The organism is Deltaproteobacteria bacterium (assembly GCA_005879795.1).
Taxonomy (GTDB): Bacteria; Desulfobacterota; Binatia; order DP-6; family DP-6; genus DP-6.
In genome coordinates, this window is sequence record VBKJ01000198.1 from 1 (window position 1) to 23,153 (window position 23,153).

Below are 23,153 nucleotides of genomic sequence, written 5' to 3' on the forward strand. Positions count from 1 at the left end.
GGGTTGATGTTGTCGAGCAGCCGGAACACGTCGGTCTCGCCCCAGGCGAGGATCTGGCGGCCGACGCGGAGGAAGAGCGGACCCTTCTCGAAGTCGACGTAGCCGAGGAAGAAGCGGTGGCGTTGGCGCGCGATACGGCGCAGGAAGTCGATGCGGCGCTTGATGTACGCGTCGGGGAGGCGGTTGCTGAGCAGCCCCGGGATGTTGGGGAGATCGAGGCGCACGGCCTGGAGCTTGCGGAACTGGTGGTGGAACTCGTCGGGCCCGTAGTCGTAGATTCCCTCGCCCTCGCCGCGGTACTGGAGGCTGTACTTGAGGGTGTTCGGGTCGATCCAGCCGAACAGCCGGGCGAGGCCGTAGCCCGTCTTGGCGAGCCTGCGCACATCGTGATCGAGCTTCAGCTCGAGGAAGTATCGGTGCTGGCGGAGATGACCGGCGGCGGAGTTCGGAAAGCTGAGCGGGTCGTCGCTGCCGCCCATCTTCTCGGTGCCGATGCGCGCCGCGGTGTAGGCGCGGAGCCCGAGACGCATCTCGCCGCGGTCGTCGAGCGTGAGGGCGCGCGCCGGGCGGGCGATCGCGCCGAGGACCAGGCTGGCGAGGAGTAGCCGCCGCGCATGCCGCCTCGTGGCCGTCGTCATGGGGCCTCCGTGTCGCCGCGCTCGAGGCCGCCGCGCGCGCGGCCGGCGGCCTTATAGGAAGGGGCTTCGCGGGGTGTCAAGGAGGGAGGCGGCGGGCCTCATTCACGGCCGCCCGGCCGGCGGCGGTACTCGACCAGGGCGGCCAGGCCGTCGGGGCAGAACGGCTCGCGCGCGGCGCGCGCCGCGACCGCCTCCAGGGCGAGGAACTCGCCGCGCACGATCTCCTCGGGCTGGAGGCGGAAGGGGCCGTCGTGCCGCGCGCGGTACACCATGCCGTGCACCACGGTGTGCTCGTCCGCCCAGCGAAGCGGGAAGAGCGGCTCGGGCTCGAGCTCGACGCCGAGCTCCTCGCGCACCTCGCGGCGTGCGCCCTCGTCGAACGACTCGCCCGCCGCGAGCACGCCGCCGACGGCGACGTCCCAGCGCCCCGGGTAGACGTCCTTGTCGGGAGAGCGCAGGTGGACGAAGAGCTCGCCCCGCCGGTTGAAGACGAGGACGTAGGTCGAGCCGTGCGGCAGGCGGCGCGCGCGCATCTCGCGCCGCGTCACGGTGGCCACCGGGCGGCCGTGGTCGTCGAGGACCTCGACCAGCTCGGCGCCGGGATCGCGGCTCACCCCCAGGGCTCCTCGAAGCGGCCGCCCACCGCCGCCAGCTCCTCGGGCGTGTTCACGTTGACCAGGCTCGCCGCCGCGCCGCGCACCCGGCCGAGCTCGGCCTCGCTCACGTAGTCGACGCGGATCGTGCCGAGGAAGTCGCGGAGCGTCGGGCGGCCGGCGCGCAGGCTCGCCTCCGTCGCCGGGAGGCAACGCGCCGCGTACACGGCGTGCAGTGGCTCGACGTCGCCCTGCCAGCGCGGCACGACGGCATCGGCACCGCCGATGCGGGCCAGCAGGAAGCGGATGACGTGCGGGTCGAGCCCCGGCATGTCGCACGCGGCGACGAAGGCGTACGGGTGTCGTGCCGCGAGCAGCGCCGCGTGGATGCCCGCCAGCGGCCCGCAGCCCGGGAAGCGGTCGGCGACCGTCTCGACGCCGAGGCCGCGGAAGCGCTCGGGGCGGTTGGTCGCCACCAGGACCTGGGGAAAGAGATCGTGGAACAACCGGATCGTCCGCACCGCGATCGGCTCGCCGCCCACCGCGGCGAATGCCTTGTCGCGCCCGCCCATGCGAGAGGCGCGCCCGCCGGCGACGATCACCCCCGCGACCGAGGCGGTCATGCGGCAGGCAAAGGTACCGGCCGGCTCCGCCGTGTCAACCGCCCGACCCGCGTGGGTTGACATCGACGGCGGGGGGCGCGAGAGTCCGGAGGCCGCTCGATGGAAGCGTGGGAGCTCGAGGTCCTCGAACGCGCGGCCGAGTGTCTCGCCCGCGCGCGCTACCTGATCGCGCTCACCGGGGCTGGCCTGTCGGTGGAGAGCGGCATCCCACCCTTCCGTGGGCCCGGCGGCCTGTGGACCAAGCATGGCGAGCCGCCCATGGACGGCTACCAGCGCTTCCTCCGGGACCCGCGGCGCGCCTGGGAGGAGCGGCTCAACCCGGCGGGCCCCATGCGCGAGCTCTGGGAGGCGCTCGCGGCGGCGCGGCCGAACCCCGGCCACACGGCGCTGGCGGAGCTCGAGGAGCTCGGCGTCCTCAAATGCACGATCACGCAGAACGTGGACAACCTGCACCGCGCCGCGGGCAGCGAGCGCCTGCTCGAGATCCACGGCAACGCGACCTTGATCCGCTGCATCGAGTGCATCGCGCGCTACCCGCGCGAGTCGATCGACTTCGCCGAGCTGCCGCCGCGTTGCCCGAGCTGCCGCGGGATATTGAAGAGCGACACGGTGTCCTTCGGCGAGCCGATCCCGCCCGACGTCCTCGACCGCTGCTTCGAGGAGGCCGAGCGGGCCGACTGCATGATCGTCGCCGGTACCTCGGCGACCGTCTACCCGGCGGCGCAGTTCCCGATCACCATCCACCAGCGCGGTGGTGACCTGCTGGAAGTCAACCCCTACGACTCGGAGATCACCCCGCTCTGCCGCCACGCGCTGCGCGGGCCGGCGGGGGAGATCCTGCCGCAGCTGGTCGAGCGGCTGCGGGCGCGGCTGTAGCGGCCCGCGCTACGGCGTGCCGAACCCGTTCAGCGCCTGCACCCGCCCGCGCCCGTCGAAGCTCACGCTGCGGCCGTCGGCCCAGTACCACGTCGTCCAGCCGCCGGAGTTCGCCTCCGCGTACTGCGGCGGACCGGCGAGCCGCTCGACGTCGGCGCGCGACATGCCGCGCTTGACGGAGCGAATCGCCTGGTAGGCGGGCCGCGCCGCACTCGCAGGCGGCGGTGGGGGCGCCTGGGCCCCCTCGGCGGCGGCGAGCGCCGCGTTCCGCTGCTCCATCTGCGCCAGCAGCGTGTCCAGGCGCTCCTCCACTCCGGCGAGGCGCTCGGTCAGGTCCTCGATGCGCGTCAGCACGTCGGCCAGCCGTTGCGCCGCCTCGGCCTGGGCGCGCGGGGCGCCCTCCGGGCCGCGCTCCTCGCGCCGCCGGGCGCCCGCGAGCGAGAGCGCCTCTGAGCTTGCGACCTCGATCTCGGGCTTGCCGTCGTTCTTCCGGATGGTGCCGTGCACGAGGACGTGCTGGCCCTTGTAGCGGCGCTCGAGCTCGGCGGGCGGCAACGCGTCGAAGCTCCGCGCCTGGACGACGGCGGTGAAGCGGTTGAACGTGGGCTCGAAGGCGAGCAGGCAGGAGATCGGCGAGCAGTGCACGTCCACCACGCGGCCCTCGACGGTCGCCTGCTCGCCGACGTGCTTGTCGGCCTCCTCCCATGTGATCGTCGCCTCCGCGGCGGCGAGCGCCGGGAGGGCGACGAGGAGCGTGATCGGGAGCGCACGCAAGCTTGACCCCTTCGGAGTGAAGCCTCTATAAGCCGCCCGGATCGCCGAGTCCACAGCCCACGGCGCATGCCCGAGTACAGCGGACCGCTCCCCCTCCCCACGCCCGAGACGCGTCCCTTCTGGGAGGCGGCGCGGCGGCACGAGCTCTCGCTGCAGCGCTGCCGCACGTGCGGCGCGCACGTCTTCTACCCGCGCGCCGTCTGCCCGCGCTGCCTCGGCGCCGATCTCGAGTGGCGGCGCGTCTCCGGGCGCGGCCGGCTGCACACCTTCACGGTGGTGCACCGCGGGGCCCGGAACTTTCCCCTCCCGGTGCCCTACGTGATCGCGATCGTCGAGCTCGACGAGGGCCCGCGGATGATGACCAACCTGGTCGGCATTGCGCCCGACCCGGCGAAGATCACGATCGGCATGCCGGTCGAGGTCGTGTTCGAGGACGTGTCGCCCGAGGTCGCGCTGCCGCGCTTCCGGCCCGCATGAGCCCGGAGGCGCGCCGCATGAGGGGCCGAGTCGCCATCGTGGGCGCGGCCGAGGCGGACGAGCACGGGAAGCTGCCGCACAAGTCGGCCTTCCAGCTCCATGCCGAGGCGGCGCGCAACGCGCTCGCCGACGCGGGGCTCCGCAAGGACGCGGTCGACGCCGTCTTCAGCGCCGGCCTGTGGATGGGCTCGGAGACCGCCGAGTACCTGGGCATCCGCCCACGCTACATCGACGGCACGCAGATCGGCGGCTGCTCCTTCATCGCGCACGTCGAGCACGCGATGGCGGCCATCGCGGCGGGCGTGTGCGAGGTCGCGCTCATCACGCACGGCGAGAGCGGCGCCTCGCGCATCGGCATGCCCGGCACGCGCTTCGGTCCCGACTCGTGGCGGCTCCAGTTCGAGCAGCCCTTCGGCCTGGCCGGCCCGCCGACGGGCTACGCGCTCGCCGCCGCCCGCCACATGCACGAGTTCGGGACGACGAGCGAGCAGCTCGCCGAGGTCGCGGTCGCGACCCGCAAGTGGGCGCAGCTGAACCCCCGTGCCTTGATGCGCGATCCGCTCACGGTGGAGGACGTGCTCGCCTCGCGCATGATCTCCTGGCCGCTTCATCTCCTCGACTGCTGCCTCGTGACCGACGCCGGCGGGGCGGTGGTGGTGACCTCGGCCGAGCGCGCGCGCGACTGCCTCCAGCGGCCGGTCTACGTGCTCGGCACGGGCGAGGCGTCCACCCACGTCATGGTGAGCCAGATGCCGGACTTCGCGCGTTGGGAGGCGGCGCGCATGGCGGGCGAGCGCGCCTTCGCCATGGCGGGCGTCACGCCCGCCGACGTCGACGTGGCCCAGGTCTACGACGCGTTCACGATCGTGCCGATCATGGCGCTGGAAGCCCTCGGCTTCTGCAGGGAGGGCGAGGGCGGCGCGTTCGTCGCGGGCCAGCGTACCGCGCCGGGCGGCGACTTCCCGATGAACACCAACGGCGGCGGCCTCTCCTACACGCACAGCGGCATGTACGGGATGTTCACGCTGGTCGAGGCGGTGCGGCAGCTGCGCGGCGAGTGCGGGCCCCGGCAGGTCGCCGGCGCCAGGATCGCCCTCTGCCACGGTCTCGGCGGCATGTTCAGCGCCGCGGCGACGCTGATCGCAGGCACCGAGGTCCCATGATGCATGCGGCGCCCGTCCTTCTCTACACCAGGACCGGCTGCCCGTACTGCGCGGCGATGCGCGCCGAGCTCGCGGCGCGCGGCGTGGCCGTGCGCGAGGTCAACCTCACGGAGCACCCCGAGGCGGTCGCCGAGCTGCTCAAGGTGACGCGCGGGCGGCGGATCGTGCCCGTCGTGGTCGGGGGCGGGCGGATCGAGATCGCGCCGGAGGGCGGGTCCTCGTTCTGACGGCCCGCTCTGAGGCTGTGAACGTCACTGCCGCGCGAAGCGGATTTCGGTGTCGCTCACCCCGTCGATGGAACGGGTCCAGACCGCGTTTGCGCGCCCGGCGCCGTCGAGCGTGACGGACTGGAAGTCGAGCAGCTCGCGATCGGCGCTGCAGCCGACGCCCTGGGTGCAGATCGGCCCGCTCTTCACCGGGACCGAGTCGATGACGGCGAGCGGCGCGAAGGTGGCGCCGCCGTCCGTGCTCTCGAGGTAGGCCTCGAACCACTGGCTCCCCTCGGCCACCGTGTCCGGTGTCCCCCCGGCGTCGGCGTGGTAGAGGGTCACCGAGACCTTGCCGCCCCCGGCCGCGACCCACGGGTAGACCGACGTGCCGGCCGAGACGAGGGTCGCCGGCGCGGTCCAGCTCGCTCCCCAGTCGGCGGAGCGCGCGTAACGTACGCGCGACGACGCCGTGCCGAAGACCTCGAGCCAGACGGCGTGCAGGCTGCCGTTGCCGGCCGAGGCCACCACCGGAAACGCGAGCGTGGTATCGGCGGAGCTCGCCGCCGAGATCGCCACGTTCGTGAACGTGAGGGCGCCATTGGTGGAGCGGGCAAACTTGATGCCCCCGCTGGAGGTCGCGTAGATCAGGCCCACGCGATCGCCCGAGCCGAGGATGTCCGGGCCCGGCTCGGCGAGCAGGTTCCCCGGCGGGCAGACGCAGCCGGTCTGATCGACGGGGGTGGCCGCGACGGTGGAGACCGGGAAAACGAGGCCGTCGGCAGGTGCCGCCGACTTGGAGACCACGAGCCCGAGCGGGATCTGGTGCGTCGCGTGGTAGACGTTCCCCCCGCCGGCCGCCGCCACCCACTGGCGGTCCTGGCTCACCACGCCCTGGAGCGGGTTCGCGAGCCAGCTCGCGCCGTCGGTGGAGCGCGACACGGTGGCGCTCCCGAGCCACAGGTCGGTCATGTACAGCGTGCCCGTCCCCGGGTCGACGGAGAGGTCCGAGTCGCCACCGCCGGGCAGGTTGGCGCGGCCTCCGGGCGGGGTCAGCGTCCAGGTCGCGCCCCCGTCGTCCGAGCGGAACACGAAGCTCGGCGAGCCGGGCAGGTTCGAGAGCAGCCCGGCGGGCGCGTTGACGTAGATGGTGCCGTCGGGGGCGACGTCGATGCCGGGCTCGCCCGTGTCGAGGCCGGTGACGACCACGGGGGAGCCGAAGCCGCCGGCGCCGCGCGCCGCCGTCGCGATCATGAGGCCCAGAGCGAGTGCGAGGGTCGACGGGCGTGCCTTCATGGAGGGCATGGATAGCAGACGGGAGGAGTCGTCGGGATCACGTCTTCGGGATCACGTCTCCACCGGCTCGATCGGGGAGTGCGGCGAAGAAAAAGGGGGGGCGATCGAGTCTCCTACCCGGGGTCGAGTCGCTGGCCGATGGGCATGGACCCGGCTGGTAGGGGCCGCGCTGGACCGGCTACACTCGGTCGATGCCGCCGCGCCTCTACCTCCGTCTCGGCGACCGTGTCTTCCATACCGATCACGAGGAGTGGGGCGAGGGTGCCGTGGTCGAGGAGATGACCTCGGTCCTCGAGGGCGGCACCTGCCTCGTGCGCATCATGTTCGCCGACGGCCGCCAGCGCACCTTCCACAACGACCTGGAGAGCAACCTCTGCTGCTACTTCTTCGGGCTGCGCAAGCACTGGCGGGGCGCCGCGCGGGTCCTCTTCGAGCCGGAGGCACCGCGCGGCCGCGCGCCGCGGCGCCGGCTACCGTGAGCCGGAGGCGTTGGACTCGGGCAACGGCCGGCCCCAGGGGTCGGTCCGCGGGATGCGGAGCCCGGCGAGCGTCCGCAGCGTGTCCGGGTTGACCCAGGGGATGCCGAGCGCGCACGGCTGCGGCATGCCCTGCTCGTCCGCCTCCTCGTAGGCGGGAAAGCCGCCCTTCTGGAAGTGGAGGAGCATCCGCCGCGCCATGCTCTCCATGTAGTCGAGGCCCGGCGTTGCCGCAACGGCTCGCGCCGCGCTATGGCTCGGTGATGGACCGCCTTGCGCTCGGCCTGATGCCCCTCCGGGACGCCTCGCCGCGCGACGTCGTCGCGTGGTCGCAGCGAGCGGAGGCGCTCGGCTTCGAGGCGGTCTTCATCTCGGAGTCGTACGGCGACTCGCTCGCCTACGCCGAGGCGGTGGCGCTCGCGACCGACCGCCTGCGCGTCGGCACGGCGATCACCAACGTCTACCTCCGCCAGCCGACGCTGCTCGCCGAGCAGGCCGCCGCGGCGCAGGAGTTCTCGGGCGGCCGTCTCCTGCTGGGTCTCGGCGTCGGGCACCGCGCCGTCAACGAGCCGCTCGGCATCGACATGGGCGACCCGCTCGGGAAGATGCGCCAGGTGATCGGCACGCTGCGCAGCGCGTGGACCAGCGGACCGCACCAGCCGCGGCCGGCGATCCAGCCGAAGCTCCTGGCCGCCGCCCTCGCCGAGCGCATGATCGAGCTCGCGGGCGAGCTGACCGACGGGCCGATCTTCAATCTCTTCCCGCTCGCGCGCTACCCGCGTGCGCTGGCCGCGCTCGGCCGCGGCGCGGCGCGCGCCGGGCGCGATCCCGGCGCGCTCCAGGTCTGCCACTTCACCACCTGCTACCTCGCCGACGACGGGGCGGCAGCGCTCCGGGAGGCGAAGCGCATGCTCGCACGCTACGCGAACCTGCCCTTCTACGGCAACATGCTGGCCGCGAGCGGCTTCCGCGCCGAGGTGGAGGCGGTGCGCGTCGCGTGGCGGACGCGGGACGTGGCGCGCGCCGAGGCGGCGGTGAGCGACGCGCTGGCCGACGCGGTGACGCTCGCGGGTGATCCGGCGCACTGCCGCGCGCGGCTCGCCGCCTACCGCAGGGCGGGGGCGAGCCTCGCGATCGTGTTCCCCAATCCGGTCGGCGAGTCGCGCGCGGCCGCGGTCGAGCGCACGCTCACGGCCTTCGCGCCACGCGGTTCCCTTTGAAAGCCCGCAGACGCGCTGGTAGGTAGCGTGACCGGCGCTCCGATGGACTACAAGGCGACGCTCAACCTGCCGCGCACCGACTTCCCGATGAAGGCGAACCTCGCCCAGCGGGAGCCGGAGACGGTGCGGCGCTGGGAGGAGACGCATGTCTACGAGCGTCTCCTGGCGGCGAACGCCGGCAGGCCGCGCTTCGTCCTGCACGACGGGCCGCCATACGCCAACGGCCACATCCACCTCGGCACGGCGCTCAACAAGGTGCTGAAGGACATCATCGTGAAGCACCGCGCGATGACGGGGCGCCTCGCTCCGTACGTGCCGGGCTGGGACTGCCACGGCCTCCCGATCGAGCTCAACGTCGAGAAGGAGCTCGGGCGCGCCAAGAAGGAGGCGATGCCGAAGAGCGAGGTGCGCGCCCGCTGCCGCGCCTACGCCGAGCGCTTCGTCGCCGTCCAGCGCGCGGAGTTCCGGCGCCTCGGCGTGCTCGGCGACTGGGAGCATCCGTACCTCACCATGGACCCGTCGTACGCGGCGGAGGAGGTCCGTGCCCTCGGGCGGTCGATCGCGGAGGGGCTCGTCTACCGCGGCAAGAAGCCCGTCCTCTGGTGTCCGTCGTGCGCCACCGCGCTCGCCGAGGCCGAGGTCGAGTACAGGGACGACGAATCGCCCTCGGTCCACGTCGCCTACCCCTTCGTCGAGCCCCTCCCTGCGGCGTTGCGGGGCGTCGCGGCGCCCGCGGCCGCGATCTGGACGACGACGCCGTGGACGCTCCCCGCGAGCCTCGCTGTCGCCGTACATCCCGAGCACGAGTACGTGGCGGCGACGTTCGGAGAGCGGACCCTCGTCGTGGCCGCCGCGCTCGTGCCCGCGCTCGAGCGCCTGCTAGGCGCCGCGAAGGTGCTCAGGCGCTTCCGCGGCGCCGAGCTGGAGGGCGGCCGTTGCCGGCACCCATGGATCGACCGGATCGTGCCCATCGTGCTCGCCGACTACGTGACCCTCGAGACCGGCACCGGGCTCGTGCACACGGCGCCCGGGCACGGGCAGGAGGACCACGAGACCGGCCTCCGCTACGGCCTCGAGGTGCTGGCACCGGTGGACGCGCACGGACGGTTCACGGCCGAGGTCCCGGAGTGGGCCGGGACGAGCGTGTGGGAGGCGAATCCCCGCATCGTCGAGCACCTGCGCGCGAAGGGCGCCCTGCTGGCCGCCGCGACCGTCGCGCACAGCTACCCGCACTGCTGGCGCTGCAAGAACCCGGTGGTCTTCCGTGCCACCGAGCAGTGGTTCATCGGCATGGAGCGCGCCGATCTCCGCAAGCGAGCCCTCGCCGAGATCGAGCGGGTGCGCTGGATCCCCGCCTGGGGGCGCGAGCGGATCGGCAACATGATCGCCACCCGGCCCGACTGGTGCATCTCGCGCCAGCGCGACTGGGGCGTGCCGGTGGTCGCCGTCTACTGCGAGGCGTGCGGCGAGGCAATCGCCAGCGAGGCGCTCTGCGCGCACGTGGCGGCGGTCTTCGAGCGCGAGGGCGCGGACGCCTGGTTCCGCCGCCCGGTCGCGGAGCTGGTGCCGCCGGGCATGCGATGCCCCCGGTGCGGGGCCGCGGCGTTCCGTCCCGAGACCGACATCCTCGACGTGTGGTTCGACTCGGGGGTGAGCTGGAAGGCCGTGGTCGAGCGCCGGCCGGAGCTGGGCGGCCGCGCCGACCTCTACCTCGAGGGCAGCGACCAGCACCGCGGCTGGTTCCACAGCGCGCTGCTCACCGGCGTCGCGGTCGAGCGCCGCGCGCCCTACGACATCGTCATCACGCACGGCTTCTTCGTCGACGGCAGCGGCCGCAAGATGTCCAAGTCGCTCGGTAACGCGATCGCGCCCGAGGAGATCCTCAAGCGCCACGGCGCCGAGCTCCTGCGCCTCTGGGTCGCGGCCACCGACTACCGCGAGGAGATGCGCATCTCGGAGGAGATACTGGAGGGCTTCGTCGAGGCCTACCGCCGCGTGCGCAATACGGCGCGCTTCCTCCTGGGGAACCTCTACGACTTCGACCCGGCACGCGACGCCGTCGCCGTCGAGCGCCTGCCCGAGCTGGAGCGCTGGGCGCTTCACCAGACGCACGCGCTCGCCGCGCGCTGCCTGGCGGGGTACGAGGACTTCGAGTTCCACCTGGTCTTCCACGCCCTCAACAACTTCTGCAGCGTCGACCTGAGCGCCTTCTACCTCGACGTGCGCAAGGACCGGCTCTACTGCGAGCGCGCCGGCGGACCCGAGCGGCGGGCGACGCAGACCGTGCTGCACGCGATCCTCGACGTGCTCGTGCGCCTGATGGCGCCCGTGCTGTCCTTCACGGCCGAGGACGTGTGGCGCTTCATGCCCGGCGCCGGCCGCCCGGAGAGCGTCTTTCTCGCCGGGCTCGGGCCGCCGCCGGCCGAGTGGCGGGCGCCCGACGTCGCGGCGCGCTTCGAGCAGCTCCTCGCGGTGCGCGGCGCGGTCACCAAGGCGATCGAGGAGGCGCGTCAGGCGGGGCTCGTCCGGCAGTCGTCCGAGGCGCGCCTGGCGCTGGGCGCGCCGTCGGCCGACGGCCTCGGCCGGCTGCTCGCGGAGTGCGCGGCCGACCTGCCGTCGCTCTTCCTGGTCGCCGACGTGGCGCTCGGCGGGGCCGACGGCGCGCCCGAGAGCCCGCTCGTGCCCGGGCTGCGCGTGGGCGTCGAGCGCGCGCCGGGCGAGAAGTGTCCGCGCTGCTGGAACATCCGGGCCCTCGGCCAGGACCCGCGGCATCCCGACCTCTGCGAGCGCTGTGCCGGCGTGGTCGCGTGAGCCCGCTCGCCGACCTCCGGCTCCGGCTCGCGGCGCTGGCGGCCGCGGCCGTGCTGGTCGCCGATCAGGCGAGCAAGCTCGTCGTCGAGCGCGCCATGGTGCTGCACGAGACGATCGACCTGCTGCCCTTCCTCGCGCTCACCTACGTGCGCAACACGGGCGCGGCCTTCGGAGTGCTCGCGGCGGCGCCACGCGGGATCCGCCTGCCGCTCTTCTTCGTGGTGACGATCGCGGCGGTGGGCGCGCTCGTCTCGCTCGTGCGCCGGACGCCGGCGGACCAGCGCGGGCTCGTGGCCGCGTTCGGCGCCGTGCTGGGGGGTGCCCTCGGGAACCTCGTCTGCCGGCTGCGCTACGGCGAGGTGATCGACTTCCTCGACCTCCACTGGGGCGCGCTTCACTGGCCCGCCTTCAACGTCGCGGATTCTGCGATCACGGTCGGAGTGGCCGTGGTGCTGCTGCACGGCCGGCGCCGGCGCTGAGCCGGCACCCAGCGCCGGCCCCGGCGCGCGCCCGCCCCTGGTCGACGATCACGGCGTCATTGCGTCTCGCGCGAACGGGCACCCGAGACCCGCTCCGCCTCCGCGAGCCGCACCAGCACGCGCTCGGCGATCTCGCGGAACGCCCGGCTCTGCGGGTGCGACGGGTCGGCGGCGACGATCGGCAGCCCCGCGTCGCCCGCCTCACGGATGGCGCGCACGAGCGGCACCTCGCCGAGCAGCGGGATGCCTGCCTCGCGCGCCATCGCGGCGCCGCCGCCGTGGCCGAAGAGATCGGTGCGCTCGCCGCAGCCGGGGCAGAGGTGGAAGCTCATGTTCTCGATCAGGCCGAGGACCGGCGCATTCACCTGGCGGAACATCTGGATGCCGCGCCGGACGTCGGCGAGCGCCACGTCCTGCGGCGTGGTCACGATGAGCCCGCCCGTGATGGGGACCTGCTGCGTGAGCGTGAGCTGCACGTCGCCGGTGCCGGGCGGCAGATCGAGCACCAGGATGTCCAGCTCGCCCCATTCGACGTTGCGCAGGAACTCGGTGATGAGCTTCGTGATCATCGGCCCGCGCCAGATGACCGGAGTTGCCTCACCGACGAACATCCCCATCGAGATGACGCGGAGCCCGTGTGTCTCCACCGGGATGATCCGCCGGTCCTCGCCGGTGCGCGCCTTCTCGTCGATGCCGAGCATGAGGGGCACGCTCGGCCCGTACACGTCCGCGTCCATGAGGCCGATCGCCGGACGCAGCGTGGCGAGCGCGAGGGCCAGATTGGTGGCGACGGTCGACTTGCCGACCCCGCCCTTGCCGCTGGTCACGGCGAGGACCCGCCGCACGCCCGGGATCGGCTGCGGGCCGCGCGCGCGGGGGGGCGCGGGTGGTGGCGCCTGCACGATCTCGACCCGGCCGGTGACGTCCGGCATGGCCTCGACCGCGGCGCGGACCGCGGCGGCGATCCGCTCGAGCACGTCCTGCTGCGCGGTGGTGGGCGCGAGATGGATCGTGACCCCCGCGGACGAGACCTCGATGTCCTTCACCATCCCGAAGGACACGATGTCGCGGCTGAAGCCGGGGTAGGGGACCCGCTTGAGCACTTCCAGGATTGTCTGCGGGGTGGGCACCTGCCGCGCTTAGCAACGCCCCCCCGCAGCCGCAAGGGGGCGTCATGGGTTGGTCGCACAGCGGGCGGACAGGCATTTCGGTGACGCTCGTTCGGCCGGGAACGGCACAGAGAATCGACGGACCGCTGTGGCACCTGGGTTGCTTCCGTCCTTAGAATCATGAGCGCGAGCCCCGAACGGAAGAGCAGCCCGCCGCGAGACGCGGGGCGCATTATCCGCGCCTGGCGCCGGCGCATCGGGCTCACCCAGGAGGGGCTCGCGCAGGCCCTCAGCGTCACCTTCTCCACCGTGAGCCGGTGGGAGAACGGGCACGTGAAGCCGAGCAAGCTCGCCTGGAAGGCGCTCGAGGAGCTCGCGAGCGAGCGCGGCAGCCCGCTCGTGGATGACCCCACCGACGGGCGCTGAGGTAGTGGCTCAGTGGGTTAAGCTGACCCACTACCGGCGCTGAGCACCGGTTCGATCGGCCGGCCGCCTGTGGTAGAGGCGAAGCATGCGGCGGCGCGGTCGAGGAGCCGGCGACGAGCGCGCGCGCGAGCAGGGCCGGAGGGCGCTGAACGCCCCGTTCGTGGACTTGGGGAAGCGGCTCCGTGCACTGCCCCGGCCGGCACCGCCGCCCGCTCCTCGCGCCGAGGAGCCGGACCTCTTCGCGCACGCGATGGAGGGCGTGGTGCCGCTGCCGCGCGGGCGCGCTGCGCGCGTCGAGGGTCCGGCGCCGGCCGGGGCGGCGCGCCCGCTGGTCAGCGAGGAGGCGGAAGCGCTCGCCGCGCTCTCCGACCTGACCCGGGGGGCGACCCGCTTCGACATCACCGACACACGCGAGTACGTCGAGGGCGCGATCGTGGGGCTCGACCCGCGCGTGCTGCGCCGACTCCGCCGCGGTGACTTCGCCTGGCAGGAGTACCTCGACCTGCACGGCATGACGTCCGAGACCGCGCGCCTCGCGGTGGAGCGGTTCCTTGCAGAATCGGTCGCGCGGGGGCAGCGCTGCGTCCTCATCGTGCACGGCCGCGGCCACAACTCGAAGGACCAGACGCCGGTGCTGAAGGAGCGGCTCAAGTCGTGGCTCGCCCGGGGGCGTGCGGCGCGCATCGTGCTCGGCTTCACGACCGCCCGCCCGTGCGATGGCGGTGCGGGTGCGCTCTACGTCCTCCTGCGCCGCGATCACCGGCGCCGTCCGATCCGGGTGACCGAGGGAGCGAAGGTCTAGAGGTGCCGGCCGCGGCCGACGCGCTCGGAGTGGTGCGTCTCGGCGCGGCGGCCATGTTCCCGGGCGCGCTCGCGCGTGCCCTCGGCGGCGAGGGGCGGTGGATGCCCGCGGTCTTGTTCGCGGTGGCGGCCGTGAGCGATTTCTGCGACGGGGTGCTCGCGCGCCGCGGGCCTGGCCCCACGCGGCACGGGGCGGTGCTGGACAACCTCGCGGACGTCGCGTTCGTGCTGGCGGGCACGGTCGCCGGCGCGACCCGCGGACTCGTGCCCTGGGCCGTGCCGGTCGCGATCGCCGTCGCCTTCGCTGCCTACGCCGCGGCCTCGGTGCGCGGGCGGCAGGCCGCGCGCAGCGCCCCCGGGCACGCGGCCGGGGTGCTCAACTATGCGCTCGTCGGGCTGCTCGCCGGTGCGGCCGTCCTACCGGGCCGGGCCTGGGCGCCGCTTCTCGGCGCCGGCGGCTGGATCGTCGTCGGCGTGAACCTGGCGGCGGTGCTGTCGCGCTTGCGGCTCGGGCCGCAGGGCGCTCCGAGCTGAGCGTCCCGTAGCCGGCGAGCGTCGCAGTCTCCTCAGGCTAGCTCGCGCGCGGCGCGGCGGAGGAAGACGAGGCCGATCAGCGCGTTCACCAGGACGAACGTGAAGTGCGCCGCGATGCTGTAGCCGAGCAGGCTGGCCTCGGGCGCCGCGCCGCGGAAGAAGTACTGCCACGCCCACTGGCTCGGCCCCAGGTGCGCGGCGGCGATGGGCAGGGCCGCGAAAAAGAAGACGAGGGGGAGGAAGGTGAGGAGCGTCAAGAAGGGCACGTGCATGCCGAAGAGCGGGAGCGCGAGCCAGTGCACCGTGACGGCGGCGAGCAGGTTCGGCGTCTTGTAGAGCAGGAGCTGGAGGTAGTGCCGGGGGCGGGCCCGCCGGAAGGCGGTGAGCAGCGGCGCTCTCCCGAGCCAGCCTCTGCGCGGGCGCGAGAAGTACCAGAGGTGGAGGAGCAGGTAGCCGGCCAGCGCGGCGTACACGGGGAGGCGGGCGACGCCGCCGAGCTCGCCTCCCGCCGCCGCGCCGACGAAGGAGTAGAGCCCGAGCTGGTAGATCTCGACGAAGGATAGGAAGACGATCGTGCCGGTGATCTCCCACAACGGGAGCCCGTGGCGGCGATGCAGGTAGAGCGCGACCCCTCCCTGGCCGAGCTGCGTGTTCACCAGCGAGAGGATGTAGGTGCTGGCGCGCACGGGCAGGATGTCGCGGTAGGGGACGTGCACGTTGAACCAGGAGACCGCCTGCTGCACGACGAAGCTGTCGACGAGGAAGTAGAAGAGGCAGTAGGGGCCCATGAGGAGGAGGTAGCGGCCCCACGCGGCCCTGGCGAGCGTGGCGGCCACGCTCCCGGCCGGGATGCGCCAGAAGAGGAACGCGAAGATCGCGAGCGTGACCGCCCAGGGGACGGCTCGCCGGAGCGCGCTCAGGCCGACGGTTCCTCGTTCTCGAACTGGAGGATGCCGAGTTCCGCGAAGCGCTCGCGCACGTAGGGCGAGAGGAGGCCCAAGCGCTTCACGTTGGGCACGATCTTCGAGAACAGCATCTTGCGGAACTCCTGCATCTGCCGCGAGTGGAGGACGATCTCCCGTACCTCCTCCACCGGCCAGCCCATCACCTCCCACACGTCCTCCATGAGCAGCCGGTCACGCATGAGCCGGCAGCCCTCGTAGAGGAACTCCTCGCGCTCGCGCCGCTCGGCCGACGTGAGGCTCCCGAAGTGGTCGTTCAGGGAGAGGACGCCGAAGGCCACGTGCCGCGACTCGTCCCGCATGACATAGTGCGTGAGCTCGGTCAGCAGGGGCTCCAGGCAGAGCTTGTGCATGTAGCCGAAGGCGGCCATGGCGAGCCCCTCGACCATGATCTGCATGCCGAGGTACTTCATGTCCCAGCGCGAGTCGGTGAGGATCTGGTCGAGCAGCGCCTTCAGGTGCCGGTTGATCGGGTAGGCGCCGGAGAGCTTCTCGCGCAGATAGCGCGAGTACACCTCGACGTGGCGCGCCTCGTCCATCACCTGGCTCGCGGCGTAGAACTTGGACTCGATCCACGGTGTCGCGGTCGTGATCTGCGCGGTGGCGAGCAGCGCTCCCTGCTCGCCGTGCATGAACTGCGAGAGGGTCCAGGAGAGCGCCTCGCGCCGGAGCTTGCGGATCTCGGCGGGCGTCAGCTTCGCCCAGATGTGCGTGTCGTAGACGGGGATCTGGAAGTCGGGGACGATCTCCGCCTCGGGATCGACGCTCGTCGACCAGGGGAGCTGGTCGGTCGCGTTCCACTGGTCGCGCTTTGCCTTCTCGTAGAGGTTGCGGAGCTCCTGGCGGACGGTCTCGTAGCTCCACGTGTAGCAGAGGTCGAAGCTGGTCGGCAGGCGCTCGAGGGTGTCGTCGAGCTCCGGCATCGGGCGGACGGCGGCTTCAGCCATGGCGGGTTCCTTTCACTGCGGCGCCGGGCGTGATCCCGTGCAGCGCCAGCGTGGTCGTGGTTTCGATCAGCGTCTCGATCGGGACGGACTCGTGCTCGGTCCACCAGGAGATCACCTGGGTCGCCATGCCTACCACCGCCTGCGCCACCAGGGCGGGCGGGAGCGGAGCGAAGGCGCCGCTCGCGATCCCTTCGCGGACCTCCTTCTCGATGTCGGCGATGAAGAGGGCCTGGGCGCGGCGGATGAGATCGTTGTAGGCCGCGGCGTGCCCGAAGACGATCTTGAACACCTCGCGGTTGTCGCGCGCGAAGCGGAAGAAGGCACGGTTGGCGGCCACGATCTTCCCGAGCGGCTCCCGGGCCTTCTCGCGCGCGGCGTCGACCGTCCCCTTGAGCCGGCGCACGGTCTCCTCGACGACGGCGTCGAAGAGGGTCTCCTTGTCGGGGAAGTGCAGGTAGAAGGTGCCGACGCCGACGTCGGCCGCGGCCGCGATGTCGGTGATCTTGGTCTGGTGCAGGCCCTTCTCGGCCAGCACCCGGGTGGCGGCCGCGAGCAGCTCCTGGCGCGTGCGCTCGCGCCGGCGCTCGAAGCGGTTGGTGCCGGCGAACGCCACGGTTGACGCCCTCTTCATAACTGAACAAGTATTCAGTTACCCCAACGCGTGCCCGGATGTCAAGAGCCCTCGAGCTCGTGGCGCGTGGGCGGCCCTGCCGATCCCGCCGCCCCTAATGCGCCGGGGCAAGAGAGACGACGGTGCCTGTGGCGGCCGACTCGAGGCACGCCTCCGCAATCGCGACCGCGCGCGCGCCGTCCTCGAGGGCGACCGGCGCTGGCTCACCTTGGAGGACGAGCCGCACGAAGGCCCGCAGCACCTCGCGCACGGTCGGCACCGGCTCGGGAAGCGGGATCGGGGTGCGCTCGAGGGCACGGACGCCGTAGGCGAAGCCGAGGGCGTGATCGCCCACCAGCTGGCCGTCGGCCGCCGCCGCGTCGATCAGGCCCGACCGCCCCGCGGTCGAGCGCGAGCCGTTCACCGCCACGAGCGCATCGCTCGCCTCGAGCTCGAGCACGGCCACGAAGTTGTCCTCGGTCCTGGAGGTATCCACCCGTGCCACCCGGCACCAGACGCGGGCCACCTCCCGTCCCGTGAGCCAGCGCACCAGGTCGAAGCTGTGGACGCCCGTGTGCAGGATGATGCCGCCGCCGCCCGCGCTCGGGTCGTCGAGCCAGCCGAGCTGCGACGGCTCGAAGCGCTGGTTGATGAAGAGGGCGCGCAGCGGGCCGAGGGCGGGCAGGCGGTCCCGGATGGCGCGCGCCACCGCGTTCCAGCGCAGTGTCTGCGCCATCAGGACGGGCAGGCCCGCGGCGCCGAGGAGACGCACGATCTCGCGCGCCGCCGTGGCCGTCGGTGCGAGCGGCTTCTCGATGAGGAGCGGCTTGCGCGCCACGGCGACGGCCGCGGCGACCGCGGGATAGAGCGTCGGGGGGACGACGGCGATCACCGCCTCGACGGCGGGATCGGCGACGAGCGCCGCCCACTCGTCGTGGAAGCGGCAGCCGAGGGCGCGCGCCTGCTCGCGGCCCCTGGCCGCGTCCCGCCGGCAGAGCGCGGCGAGAGCGAGCTCCGGCACGTCGGCGCGGATGTGATGCAGGTAGCGCTGCCCGTGCTTGCCGGCACCGATCAGGCCGACGGCGAGCCGCCGCATGATCTCGCGGGAGCGGCTCAGCCCGCGAGCGAGGCGGCGATGCGCGGGAGCCGGCTCCGCTCCCGGCGGTCGCCGAGCCCGGCGGCGCCACAGCGCTCGAGGTACTCCCCGAGCGCGCCCGCGAACCAGCGCCGCGCGAAGGCCGCGCCGCGCGCGAGGGCGGCGGGCGCGCGCGAGCCGGCCGCGAGCAGGACGAGGGGCTCCAGGAACTCGGGGGTCCCGGCGATGCCGAGCACGGTGTGCTCGCTGCGATCGAGGTAGTCGGCGAGGGCGACCGCCTTCCCGGGCTGGTGCCCGAGGTGGTAGCGCATGTGCGCGACGCCGTAGGCGACCGAGCGGGCCACGTCCTGCATCGAGAGGGTGGCGAGGAGGCGGTCGGCGCGCGCCTGGGAGACCGCCGCGAGCGCGCGGTACATGGCGAGGACGAAGCTGCCGAGGAGCAGGTTCGTCGCCAGCGACGCCTCCGGGTAGGTCTCCGCGGAGAGCAGCTCCTTGAGCGCCTGCTCCGCCGACACGCTGGCGCGCCCGAGGCCCTGGCCGCTCACCAGCGCCCGCTTCCGGCACGCCTCCACGTGGCGCGCCTCGTCGATCATCTGGGCGCAAAGGAAGCTCTTCAGCTCGAGGAACTCCTGGTTGATCGAGAACACCCAGCGCGACGGCACCTCCATTGCCACCAGCGCGACCTCCTCGAGGAGGGTGCACGCCTGCGCCATCGCCGCCTCGCGGAGCGGGTCCGCGGCGACGTCGAGCTCGCCCCACGGGATGTCGACCGCCGGCGCCCAGCGCCGCGCCTTGGCCTCCTCGTAGAGGGCGGCCACGTTGTCGGCCCACACGTCGCTCCGGCGGTTGATCGTGTAGCCCAGGTCGGGCAGCTTCGCGACCAGCGCGCTCCCGCGCGAGGCCATGCTGTAACGGTCGCGCAGGAACTCGGGGATGGCGTCGTAGCCGTAGGGTCCCAGGTTGCAGTCCTCGTAGGTGAGGCCGCGCCCGGGATCGGCCGGCCGGGCGTGGACGCGCGGGGTCTCGACGCGGTACCAGTCGAGGGTCAGGTTGCCCTCGAGGATGGAGGTCACGAGCTGGATCAGCTCGTCGTCCTCGAAGAAGTCCTTCTCGGCGTAGTAGGCCACTACTTCCGAGGGCCCGTCCAGTGCTCGGGCGCTTCGCGCTCTCCGCGCTTCCGATGCCCCCAGTTCAGCTCCCGCGCGGCTCCCGCCGCGCGCGGCGTGACCGCTCTCGCGGTCGGCCTCCACGTCATTGTGTCGGGAGGCCCATCTGCTGCTTCTGCAGCTCGAACATCCTCCACAGGCGGGAGCGCTCGCGCCGCTCCGGGAGGCCGCACTTGGCGAGCCGCTCGAAGTACTCCTCGGTCTGCTTCACCTGGAAGGCCATCGTGATGCGCGCGCCCTCGGCGACGTTCTCCTTCTTGAGCCCCTTGCCCGAGAGAATGATGAACGGCTCCAGGACCTCGGTCGCGTAGCCGGCGCCGAAGACGAAGTTCTCGGCCTCGTCGAGGTGGTGGTGGATCAGCTCGCGCTTCTCCGGGAAGTGGTCGAGCACCCACTTGAGATGCTGCATCCCGTAGCCGACGTGCCGGGCCTCGTCCTGCATGACCAGGCGGAAGAGCTTCTTGTCGCCCTCGGTCGGCGAGATGTACTCGCTGAAGCGGAAGAGGGTCAGCACCATGCCCTCGGCCTGGAGGTGGAGGGCGAGCGAGGCCTCGGCGAAGCTGTCGGCGTCGCGGAGGAACTTCAAATTGAACTCGTTGTGCGAGCTCGCGCGCATGAGGCCCCACCCGGTCGAGAGGGCGCGCTTGCGGAAGATCTCGGCGTGCCGCGCCTCGTCCATCGCCTGCGTGGCGATGAAGTTTTTCACCTCGAAGAAGTCGGCGTTGAGACGCCCCATCCACTTGGCGGGGACGTCCGTCGCGATCATCTCGACCTCGGTGAGGAAGGTGAGCAGCTGGGCGTAGGCCTTGCCGATGTCCTCCGGCAGCGCGGTATCCTGCAGTTCCGCCCACGGGATGTCCGTAGTGGCGTTCCACTGCCGGGTCATCGCCTCCTCGTAGTAGCCCTCGATGTTGTAGGCCCACACCTCGCTCTTGCGGTTGACCTCGGCCTGCAGGTCGGGGAGGCCGGGCGGCTGGACCGCGCCGCGCGGTGCGAAGCTTCGGTTCTGGCGGATCAGCTCGGGCATCTCGGTGAAGCCGTAGGAGCCGACGTCCAGGTCGCGGAAGGTGAGGCCGCGGCGCTCGTTCTGCGGCCGGCAGCGCACCCGCTCGCGCGGCACGTCCATCCAGGACAGCTCGAGGTCGCCCTTCATCGTGCGCCGGAAGCGGTCGACGAAGCCCGGGTCCTCGGTGAAGTCGGTCGTGCTGAGGTAGCTCATGTGCCACTCCTCCTGAGGGCCTCGCGGCGCGCGGGCGGGCGGGAACCGTCGGGGTAGATGAAGTCGAGACGCGCGGAGAGGTCGAGGAATTCCTGGATGCTCTCCGCGAAGCGGTACATCTTGTCGTGGCCGTCGGGGTCGTCGTACCGGACCTGGAGCGCCTCGCCGAAGTGGGTGAGGGTGTTGAGGCTGTGTGCGGTGTCGGCGGCGCCGAGCCCGTGGATGGCGTCGAGCATCTCGCGCCAGGCGGCGAAGGGGCCCTCGACCACGAAGTCGGTTTCGACACCCTCCAGGCCCTCGCCGACGTGCACGCAGTCGAATACCTCGAAGGCGAGTGCGAACTCGGCGGGTCTCCCGCCGCCCGCGGGCAGCACGCGCAAGCCGAAGGTGGTGTCAAAGAAGCCGAGGCGCGAGAAGCGCTCGCGCTCGGCGTGCATCTCGCGCTGCAGCGCCTGGAAGAACGCGAGCGACGGGAAGTCGATCGGCATCGGCCCTGGACCAAAGGAATATTCCCGCGGGGCGGGGCGCGTCAAACGGGAGGTGGCGGTGGCGGGCTAGGAGGCGGCGTCGAGCGCCAGGGGCGCTTCGGCGAGCTCGAGCGTGCTGCCCGGGAAGGCGAGGAAGGTCGCGGCCTCGCGCAGCACCGTGGGGTGGATGAGGAGGCCCCAGTGCCCGCACTCGGGCACGACCACGACTCGCCCGCCGCGTTGGCGCGCCGCACTGTGCGGGCCGTAGATCGGATGCGGCGGCGGGATGAAGGGGTCGCCGGCGGCGAAGATGGCGAGCTCCTCGGGCGGTAGCGGGGTGGCGAAGTAGGGCGCGCCGAGCGTCACCAGGCGACGCACGCGACTCGGGCGTGGCATCTCGACCAGATAGCGGGCGATGAGTCCGCCCAGGCTGTGGCCGACCAGGTCGACCTCCGGCGCGCCGGTGGCGAGACAGATCGTGTCGATCAGGTCGCCCAGCCGCGGGGCAAGCCGCTGGTAGTCGAAGCGCGGCGGATAAGAGAAGGCGGCGAAGTTGCGCATACCGTGGCCCGCGAGGTAGCGGCGGAGGAGGAGGAAGTTCGTCGGGTCGCCGAACAGCCCGTGCACCAACACGACCGGCGTCGGGTACGGCGAGCCCGGATCGAAGCGATCGCGCTCGACCACGAAGCGGAGCGGTATCGACAGCGCCGCGGCTCCCAGCGCCGAAACCTCGGTCCCGACCATCCGCAAGCTGATCATCCCCCGCCTCCCCGACCGCAGTTTCACGCGGGCCCTCGAGCGTTGCCGGACGCGTCGTATGTGCCCGACGAGAGGGGCGCTTGTCAAGGAAAACGTCGACCCCGAGCGTTGTTGCAAAGGCGGGGGGTGGGCGCTAGGAACAGACGATGCCCGCGCGCGGGTGAGGAGAAGGCATGGCGTACATCATCACGCGGCTCTGCCGCGACTGCCTGGACACCGGGTGCGTCGCGGTTTGCCCCGTCGACTGCATCTACGAGTACACCGGCTCCAACCGCGAGGAGTGGCCGAACCAGCTCTACATCCACCCCGACGAGTGCATCGACTGCGGCGCGTGCGAGCCCGAGTGCCCGTGGAACGCGATCTTCGAGGAGGTGGCGGTGCCCGAGGTGTTCAAGGACGACACGCCCCTCAATTACAAGGTCATGGAGAACATGGGCGACTTCAAGGTCGCCCAGCACAACAAGATCGACCACCCGACGGCGGAGCAGGTCCAGGCCAACAAGGAGAAGTGGGGCTGGGCCGGGTGAAGCGCCGAGCCGAGCGTCGGGGAGCGCGGGCGTTGGCCTGCGGCGTCCCCCCGCAAGCCGCGGGCGCGCCTGGGCCTCTAGAGGTCGCGCCGGGCGCGCGTCGCCCTGGTTAGCTCGCGCTCCGGCCGCCCATGACTGCCCTCGGGCCGAGCTTGGCTTCGAGGGTGCGGACGCGTTCCTCCAAGTCGAGGATCTGGCGCGCGCTCTGCTGACGCTCGCTGAGGCTGGCCCTGCGCTTCTCCTCGAGCTCGTTTGCCAGGCTGCGGGCGTAGCGCTCGGCCTCGGTGTGGCGGCGCATGGCGGCCACGGCGGTGTAGAGGGCGGCTGCTGCGGCGGCGAGGAGGAGGGCGAGGGCCGCGTTCGCCCACGGCCACAGCCTCCCCAGGCGTTCGAGCCGGGTCGCCCGCGCCTGGGCGACCGCCGACTCGGTGCGGGCCTCCTCGGCGGCGCGCCCGAGGCGCTCGGCCTCGACCCTCTGTTCCCCCGCGATGCGCTTCAACCGCGCGTTCTCCGCCTCGAGCGTCGCCGTCCGGTCGCCCAGCGCACGCGCGGCCGCGTTCGGGATGCGGTAGACGAAGCCGGCCCCCACCCTGGTGGCGTCGCTGATCCCGTTGGCGGCGAGGAAGGCGGGCACGTCACGCTGGGAGATGCCGAACATCTCGGCGACACCCCCCGGGTGATCGCCCGGGCGAGCCCGGTAGAGGAAGGTCTTCCCGTCCTCGCTCAGCGTGAAGAGGGGTTCTGCGGCGGCGGGCCCGACGGCGAAAAGGAGTATCGCGGCCAGCAAGCTGATGCACTCTCGGCGTGACTGCAGCATGGGCGACCTCGTGTGTCTTCCCTCGCCCCCACGGCCATCCTCGGGTGCAGTGTAACTCCGGAGCGGATGGCGCGGCAAATC

27 protein-coding genes and 1 pseudogene are annotated in these 23,153 nt (G+C 72.4%); 13 read left to right on the plus strand and 15 right to left on the minus strand.

Annotation, left to right across the window (positions count from 1 at the left end):
• The 3 genes from E6J59_16550 to E6J59_16560 all read right to left on the minus strand — a co-directional run.
• A partial coding sequence (locus E6J59_16550) for a hypothetical protein (protein ID TMB17392.1) occupies positions 1-638 on the minus strand: 638 nt, incomplete at its 3' end.
• A 98-nt stretch (positions 639-736) separates the two neighbouring features.
• The gene (locus tag E6J59_16555) at positions 737-1,171 is read right to left on the minus strand and encodes an NUDIX domain-containing protein (GenBank protein TMB17416.1); all 435 of its coding nucleotides are present in this window, start codon (positions 1,169-1,171) and stop codon (positions 737-739) included.
• A 77-nt stretch (positions 1,172-1,248) separates the two neighbouring features.
• Positions 1,249-1,917, minus strand: a complete 669-nt coding sequence (locus E6J59_16560) for a molybdenum cofactor guanylyltransferase (GenBank protein TMB17393.1) — start codon at positions 1,915-1,917, stop codon at positions 1,249-1,251.
• A 36-nt stretch (positions 1,918-1,953) separates the two neighbouring features.
• Here E6J59_16560 and E6J59_16565 point away from each other — a divergent pair, with 36 nt between their 5' ends.
• Complete coding sequence (locus tag E6J59_16565) at positions 1,954-2,730, plus strand: NAD-dependent deacylase (protein TMB17394.1); 777 nt, start codon at positions 1,954-1,956, stop codon at positions 2,728-2,730.
• A 9-nt stretch (positions 2,731-2,739) separates the two neighbouring features.
• On the opposite strand, the gene E6J59_16570 is transcribed toward E6J59_16565, so the two are convergent.
• Positions 2,740-3,504 carry a hypothetical protein gene (locus E6J59_16570; protein ID TMB17395.1) on the minus strand — a complete coding sequence of 255 codons (765 nt, stop codon included), beginning with the start codon at positions 3,502-3,504 and terminating at the stop codon, positions 2,740-2,742.
• Between the two features lie 66 nt (positions 3,505-3,570).
• Here E6J59_16570 and E6J59_16575 point away from each other — a divergent pair, with 66 nt between their 5' ends.
• The 5 genes and pseudogenes from E6J59_16575 to E6J59_16595 all read left to right on the plus strand — a co-directional run bounded on the left by E6J59_16575 (position 3,571) and on the right by E6J59_16595 (position 7,125).
• The gene (locus E6J59_16575) at positions 3,571-3,981 is read left to right on the plus strand and encodes a Zn-ribbon domain-containing OB-fold protein (GenBank protein ID TMB17396.1); all 411 of its coding nucleotides are present in this window, start codon (positions 3,571-3,573) and stop codon (positions 3,979-3,981) included.
• 17 nt (positions 3,982-3,998) lie between these two features.
• Complete coding sequence (locus E6J59_16580; GenBank protein ID TMB17397.1) at positions 3,999-5,144, plus strand: thiolase; 1,146 nt, start codon at positions 3,999-4,001, stop codon at positions 5,142-5,144.
• Positions 5,141-5,371, plus strand: a complete 231-nt coding sequence (locus tag E6J59_16585) for a glutaredoxin family protein (GenBank protein ID TMB17398.1) — start codon at positions 5,141-5,143, stop codon at positions 5,369-5,371. Before E6J59_16580 ends, E6J59_16585 begins: the two co-directional genes overlap by 4 nt.
• A gap of 221 nt (positions 5,372-5,592) precedes the next feature.
• Positions 5,593-5,805, plus strand: a pseudogene (locus tag E6J59_16590) (TPM domain-containing protein).
• 1,032 nt (positions 5,806-6,837) lie between these two features.
• Entirely contained in the window at positions 6,838-7,125 is a 288-nt protein-coding gene (locus tag E6J59_16595) for a DUF3553 domain-containing protein (GenBank protein ID TMB17399.1), read from the plus strand.
• Here the strand turns inward: E6J59_16595 and E6J59_16600 are convergent.
• Positions 7,117-7,323, minus strand: coding sequence for a hypothetical protein (locus tag E6J59_16600; protein TMB17400.1), 207 nt, complete (start codon positions 7,321-7,323; stop codon positions 7,117-7,119). The genes E6J59_16595 and E6J59_16600 overlap by 9 nt on opposite strands.
• Positions 7,324-7,385: 62 nt before the next feature.
• Between E6J59_16600 and E6J59_16605 the strand changes: the two genes are divergently transcribed.
• The 3 genes from E6J59_16605 to lspA are packed head-to-tail and all read left to right on the plus strand — an operon-like array spanning position 7,386 to position 11,632.
• Positions 7,386-8,342 (plus strand): LLM class flavin-dependent oxidoreductase, encoded by a 957-nt coding sequence (locus E6J59_16605; GenBank protein TMB17401.1) that lies wholly within the window; start codon positions 7,386-7,388, stop codon positions 8,340-8,342.
• A 42-nt stretch (positions 8,343-8,384) separates the two neighbouring features.
• Positions 8,385-11,153 (plus strand): isoleucine--tRNA ligase, encoded by a 2,769-nt coding sequence (gene ileS / locus E6J59_16610; protein ID TMB17417.1) that lies wholly within the window; start codon positions 8,385-8,387, stop codon positions 11,151-11,153.
• A 35-nt stretch (positions 11,154-11,188) separates the two neighbouring features.
• On the plus strand, positions 11,189-11,632 hold the full coding sequence (lspA, locus tag E6J59_16615; GenBank protein ID TMB17418.1) for a signal peptidase II: 444 nt from the start codon (positions 11,189-11,191) through the stop codon (positions 11,630-11,632).
• A 56-nt stretch (positions 11,633-11,688) separates the two neighbouring features.
• On the opposite strand, the gene E6J59_16620 is transcribed toward lspA, so the two are convergent.
• Positions 11,689-12,762, minus strand: a complete 1,074-nt coding sequence (locus E6J59_16620; protein ID TMB17402.1) for an Mrp/NBP35 family ATP-binding protein — start codon at positions 12,760-12,762, stop codon at positions 11,689-11,691.
• A gap of 159 nt (positions 12,763-12,921) precedes the next feature.
• On the opposite strand from E6J59_16620, the gene E6J59_16625 reads away from it, so the two are divergent.
• The 3 genes from E6J59_16625 (at position 12,922) to E6J59_16635 (ending at position 14,502) form a co-directional block, all read left to right on the plus strand.
• Positions 12,922-13,167 (plus strand): helix-turn-helix transcriptional regulator, encoded by a 246-nt coding sequence (locus E6J59_16625; protein ID TMB17403.1) that lies wholly within the window; start codon positions 12,922-12,924, stop codon positions 13,165-13,167.
• A gap of 85 nt (positions 13,168-13,252) precedes the next feature.
• Positions 13,253-13,969, plus strand: coding sequence for a DNA mismatch repair protein MutS (locus E6J59_16630; protein ID TMB17404.1), 717 nt, complete (start codon positions 13,253-13,255; stop codon positions 13,967-13,969).
• A gap of 2 nt (positions 13,970-13,971) precedes the next feature.
• A complete protein-coding gene (locus E6J59_16635; GenBank protein ID TMB17405.1) occupies positions 13,972-14,502 on the plus strand; it encodes a hypothetical protein in 531 nt (176 codons plus the stop codon).
• A gap of 32 nt (positions 14,503-14,534) precedes the next feature.
• Here E6J59_16635 and E6J59_16640 read toward each other — a convergent pair whose 3' ends face one another.
• From E6J59_16640 to E6J59_16675, 8 genes are all read right to left on the minus strand, one after another.
• A complete protein-coding gene (locus E6J59_16640) occupies positions 14,535-15,617 on the minus strand; it encodes a hypothetical protein (protein ID TMB17406.1) in 1,083 nt (360 codons plus the stop codon).
• The gene (locus E6J59_16645; GenBank protein ID TMB17407.1) at positions 15,419-16,411 is read right to left on the minus strand and encodes a ferritin-like domain-containing protein; all 993 of its coding nucleotides are present in this window, start codon (positions 16,409-16,411) and stop codon (positions 15,419-15,421) included. Before E6J59_16645 ends, E6J59_16640 begins: the two co-directional genes overlap by 199 nt.
• The gene (locus E6J59_16650) at positions 16,404-17,042 is read right to left on the minus strand and encodes a TetR/AcrR family transcriptional regulator (GenBank protein ID TMB17408.1); all 639 of its coding nucleotides are present in this window, start codon (positions 17,040-17,042) and stop codon (positions 16,404-16,406) included. The genes E6J59_16645 and E6J59_16650 overlap by 8 nt, the downstream gene beginning before the upstream one ends.
• 94 nt (positions 17,043-17,136) lie before the next feature.
• Complete coding sequence (locus tag E6J59_16655; GenBank protein ID TMB17409.1) at positions 17,137-18,117, minus strand: Gfo/Idh/MocA family oxidoreductase; 981 nt, start codon at positions 18,115-18,117, stop codon at positions 17,137-17,139.
• A 17-nt stretch (positions 18,118-18,134) separates the two neighbouring features.
• Positions 18,135-19,244, minus strand: coding sequence for a hypothetical protein (locus E6J59_16660; GenBank protein TMB17410.1), 1,110 nt, complete (start codon positions 19,242-19,244; stop codon positions 18,135-18,137).
• A gap of 124 nt (positions 19,245-19,368) precedes the next feature.
• The gene (locus tag E6J59_16665; protein ID TMB17411.1) at positions 19,369-20,502 is read right to left on the minus strand and encodes a ferritin-like domain-containing protein; all 1,134 of its coding nucleotides are present in this window, start codon (positions 20,500-20,502) and stop codon (positions 19,369-19,371) included.
• Entirely contained in the window at positions 20,499-20,990 is a 492-nt protein-coding gene (locus E6J59_16670) for a hypothetical protein (protein ID TMB17412.1), read from the minus strand. The genes E6J59_16665 and E6J59_16670 overlap by 4 nt, the downstream gene beginning before the upstream one ends.
• Before the next feature lie 66 nt (positions 20,991-21,056).
• Positions 21,057-21,728 (minus strand): alpha/beta fold hydrolase, encoded by a 672-nt coding sequence (locus tag E6J59_16675; GenBank protein ID TMB17413.1) that lies wholly within the window; start codon positions 21,726-21,728, stop codon positions 21,057-21,059.
• Between the two features lie 173 nt (positions 21,729-21,901).
• Between E6J59_16675 and E6J59_16680 the strand changes: the two genes are divergently transcribed.
• Positions 21,902-22,255, plus strand: coding sequence for a 4Fe-4S dicluster domain-containing protein (locus tag E6J59_16680; protein TMB17414.1), 354 nt, complete (start codon positions 21,902-21,904; stop codon positions 22,253-22,255).
• A gap of 109 nt (positions 22,256-22,364) precedes the next feature.
• Here the strand turns inward: E6J59_16680 and E6J59_16685 are convergent, their stop codons facing one another.
• Positions 22,365-23,042 (minus strand): LysM peptidoglycan-binding domain-containing protein, encoded by a 678-nt coding sequence (locus E6J59_16685; GenBank protein TMB17415.1) that lies wholly within the window; start codon positions 23,040-23,042, stop codon positions 22,365-22,367.
• Positions 23,043-23,153: the final 111 nt, after the last annotated feature.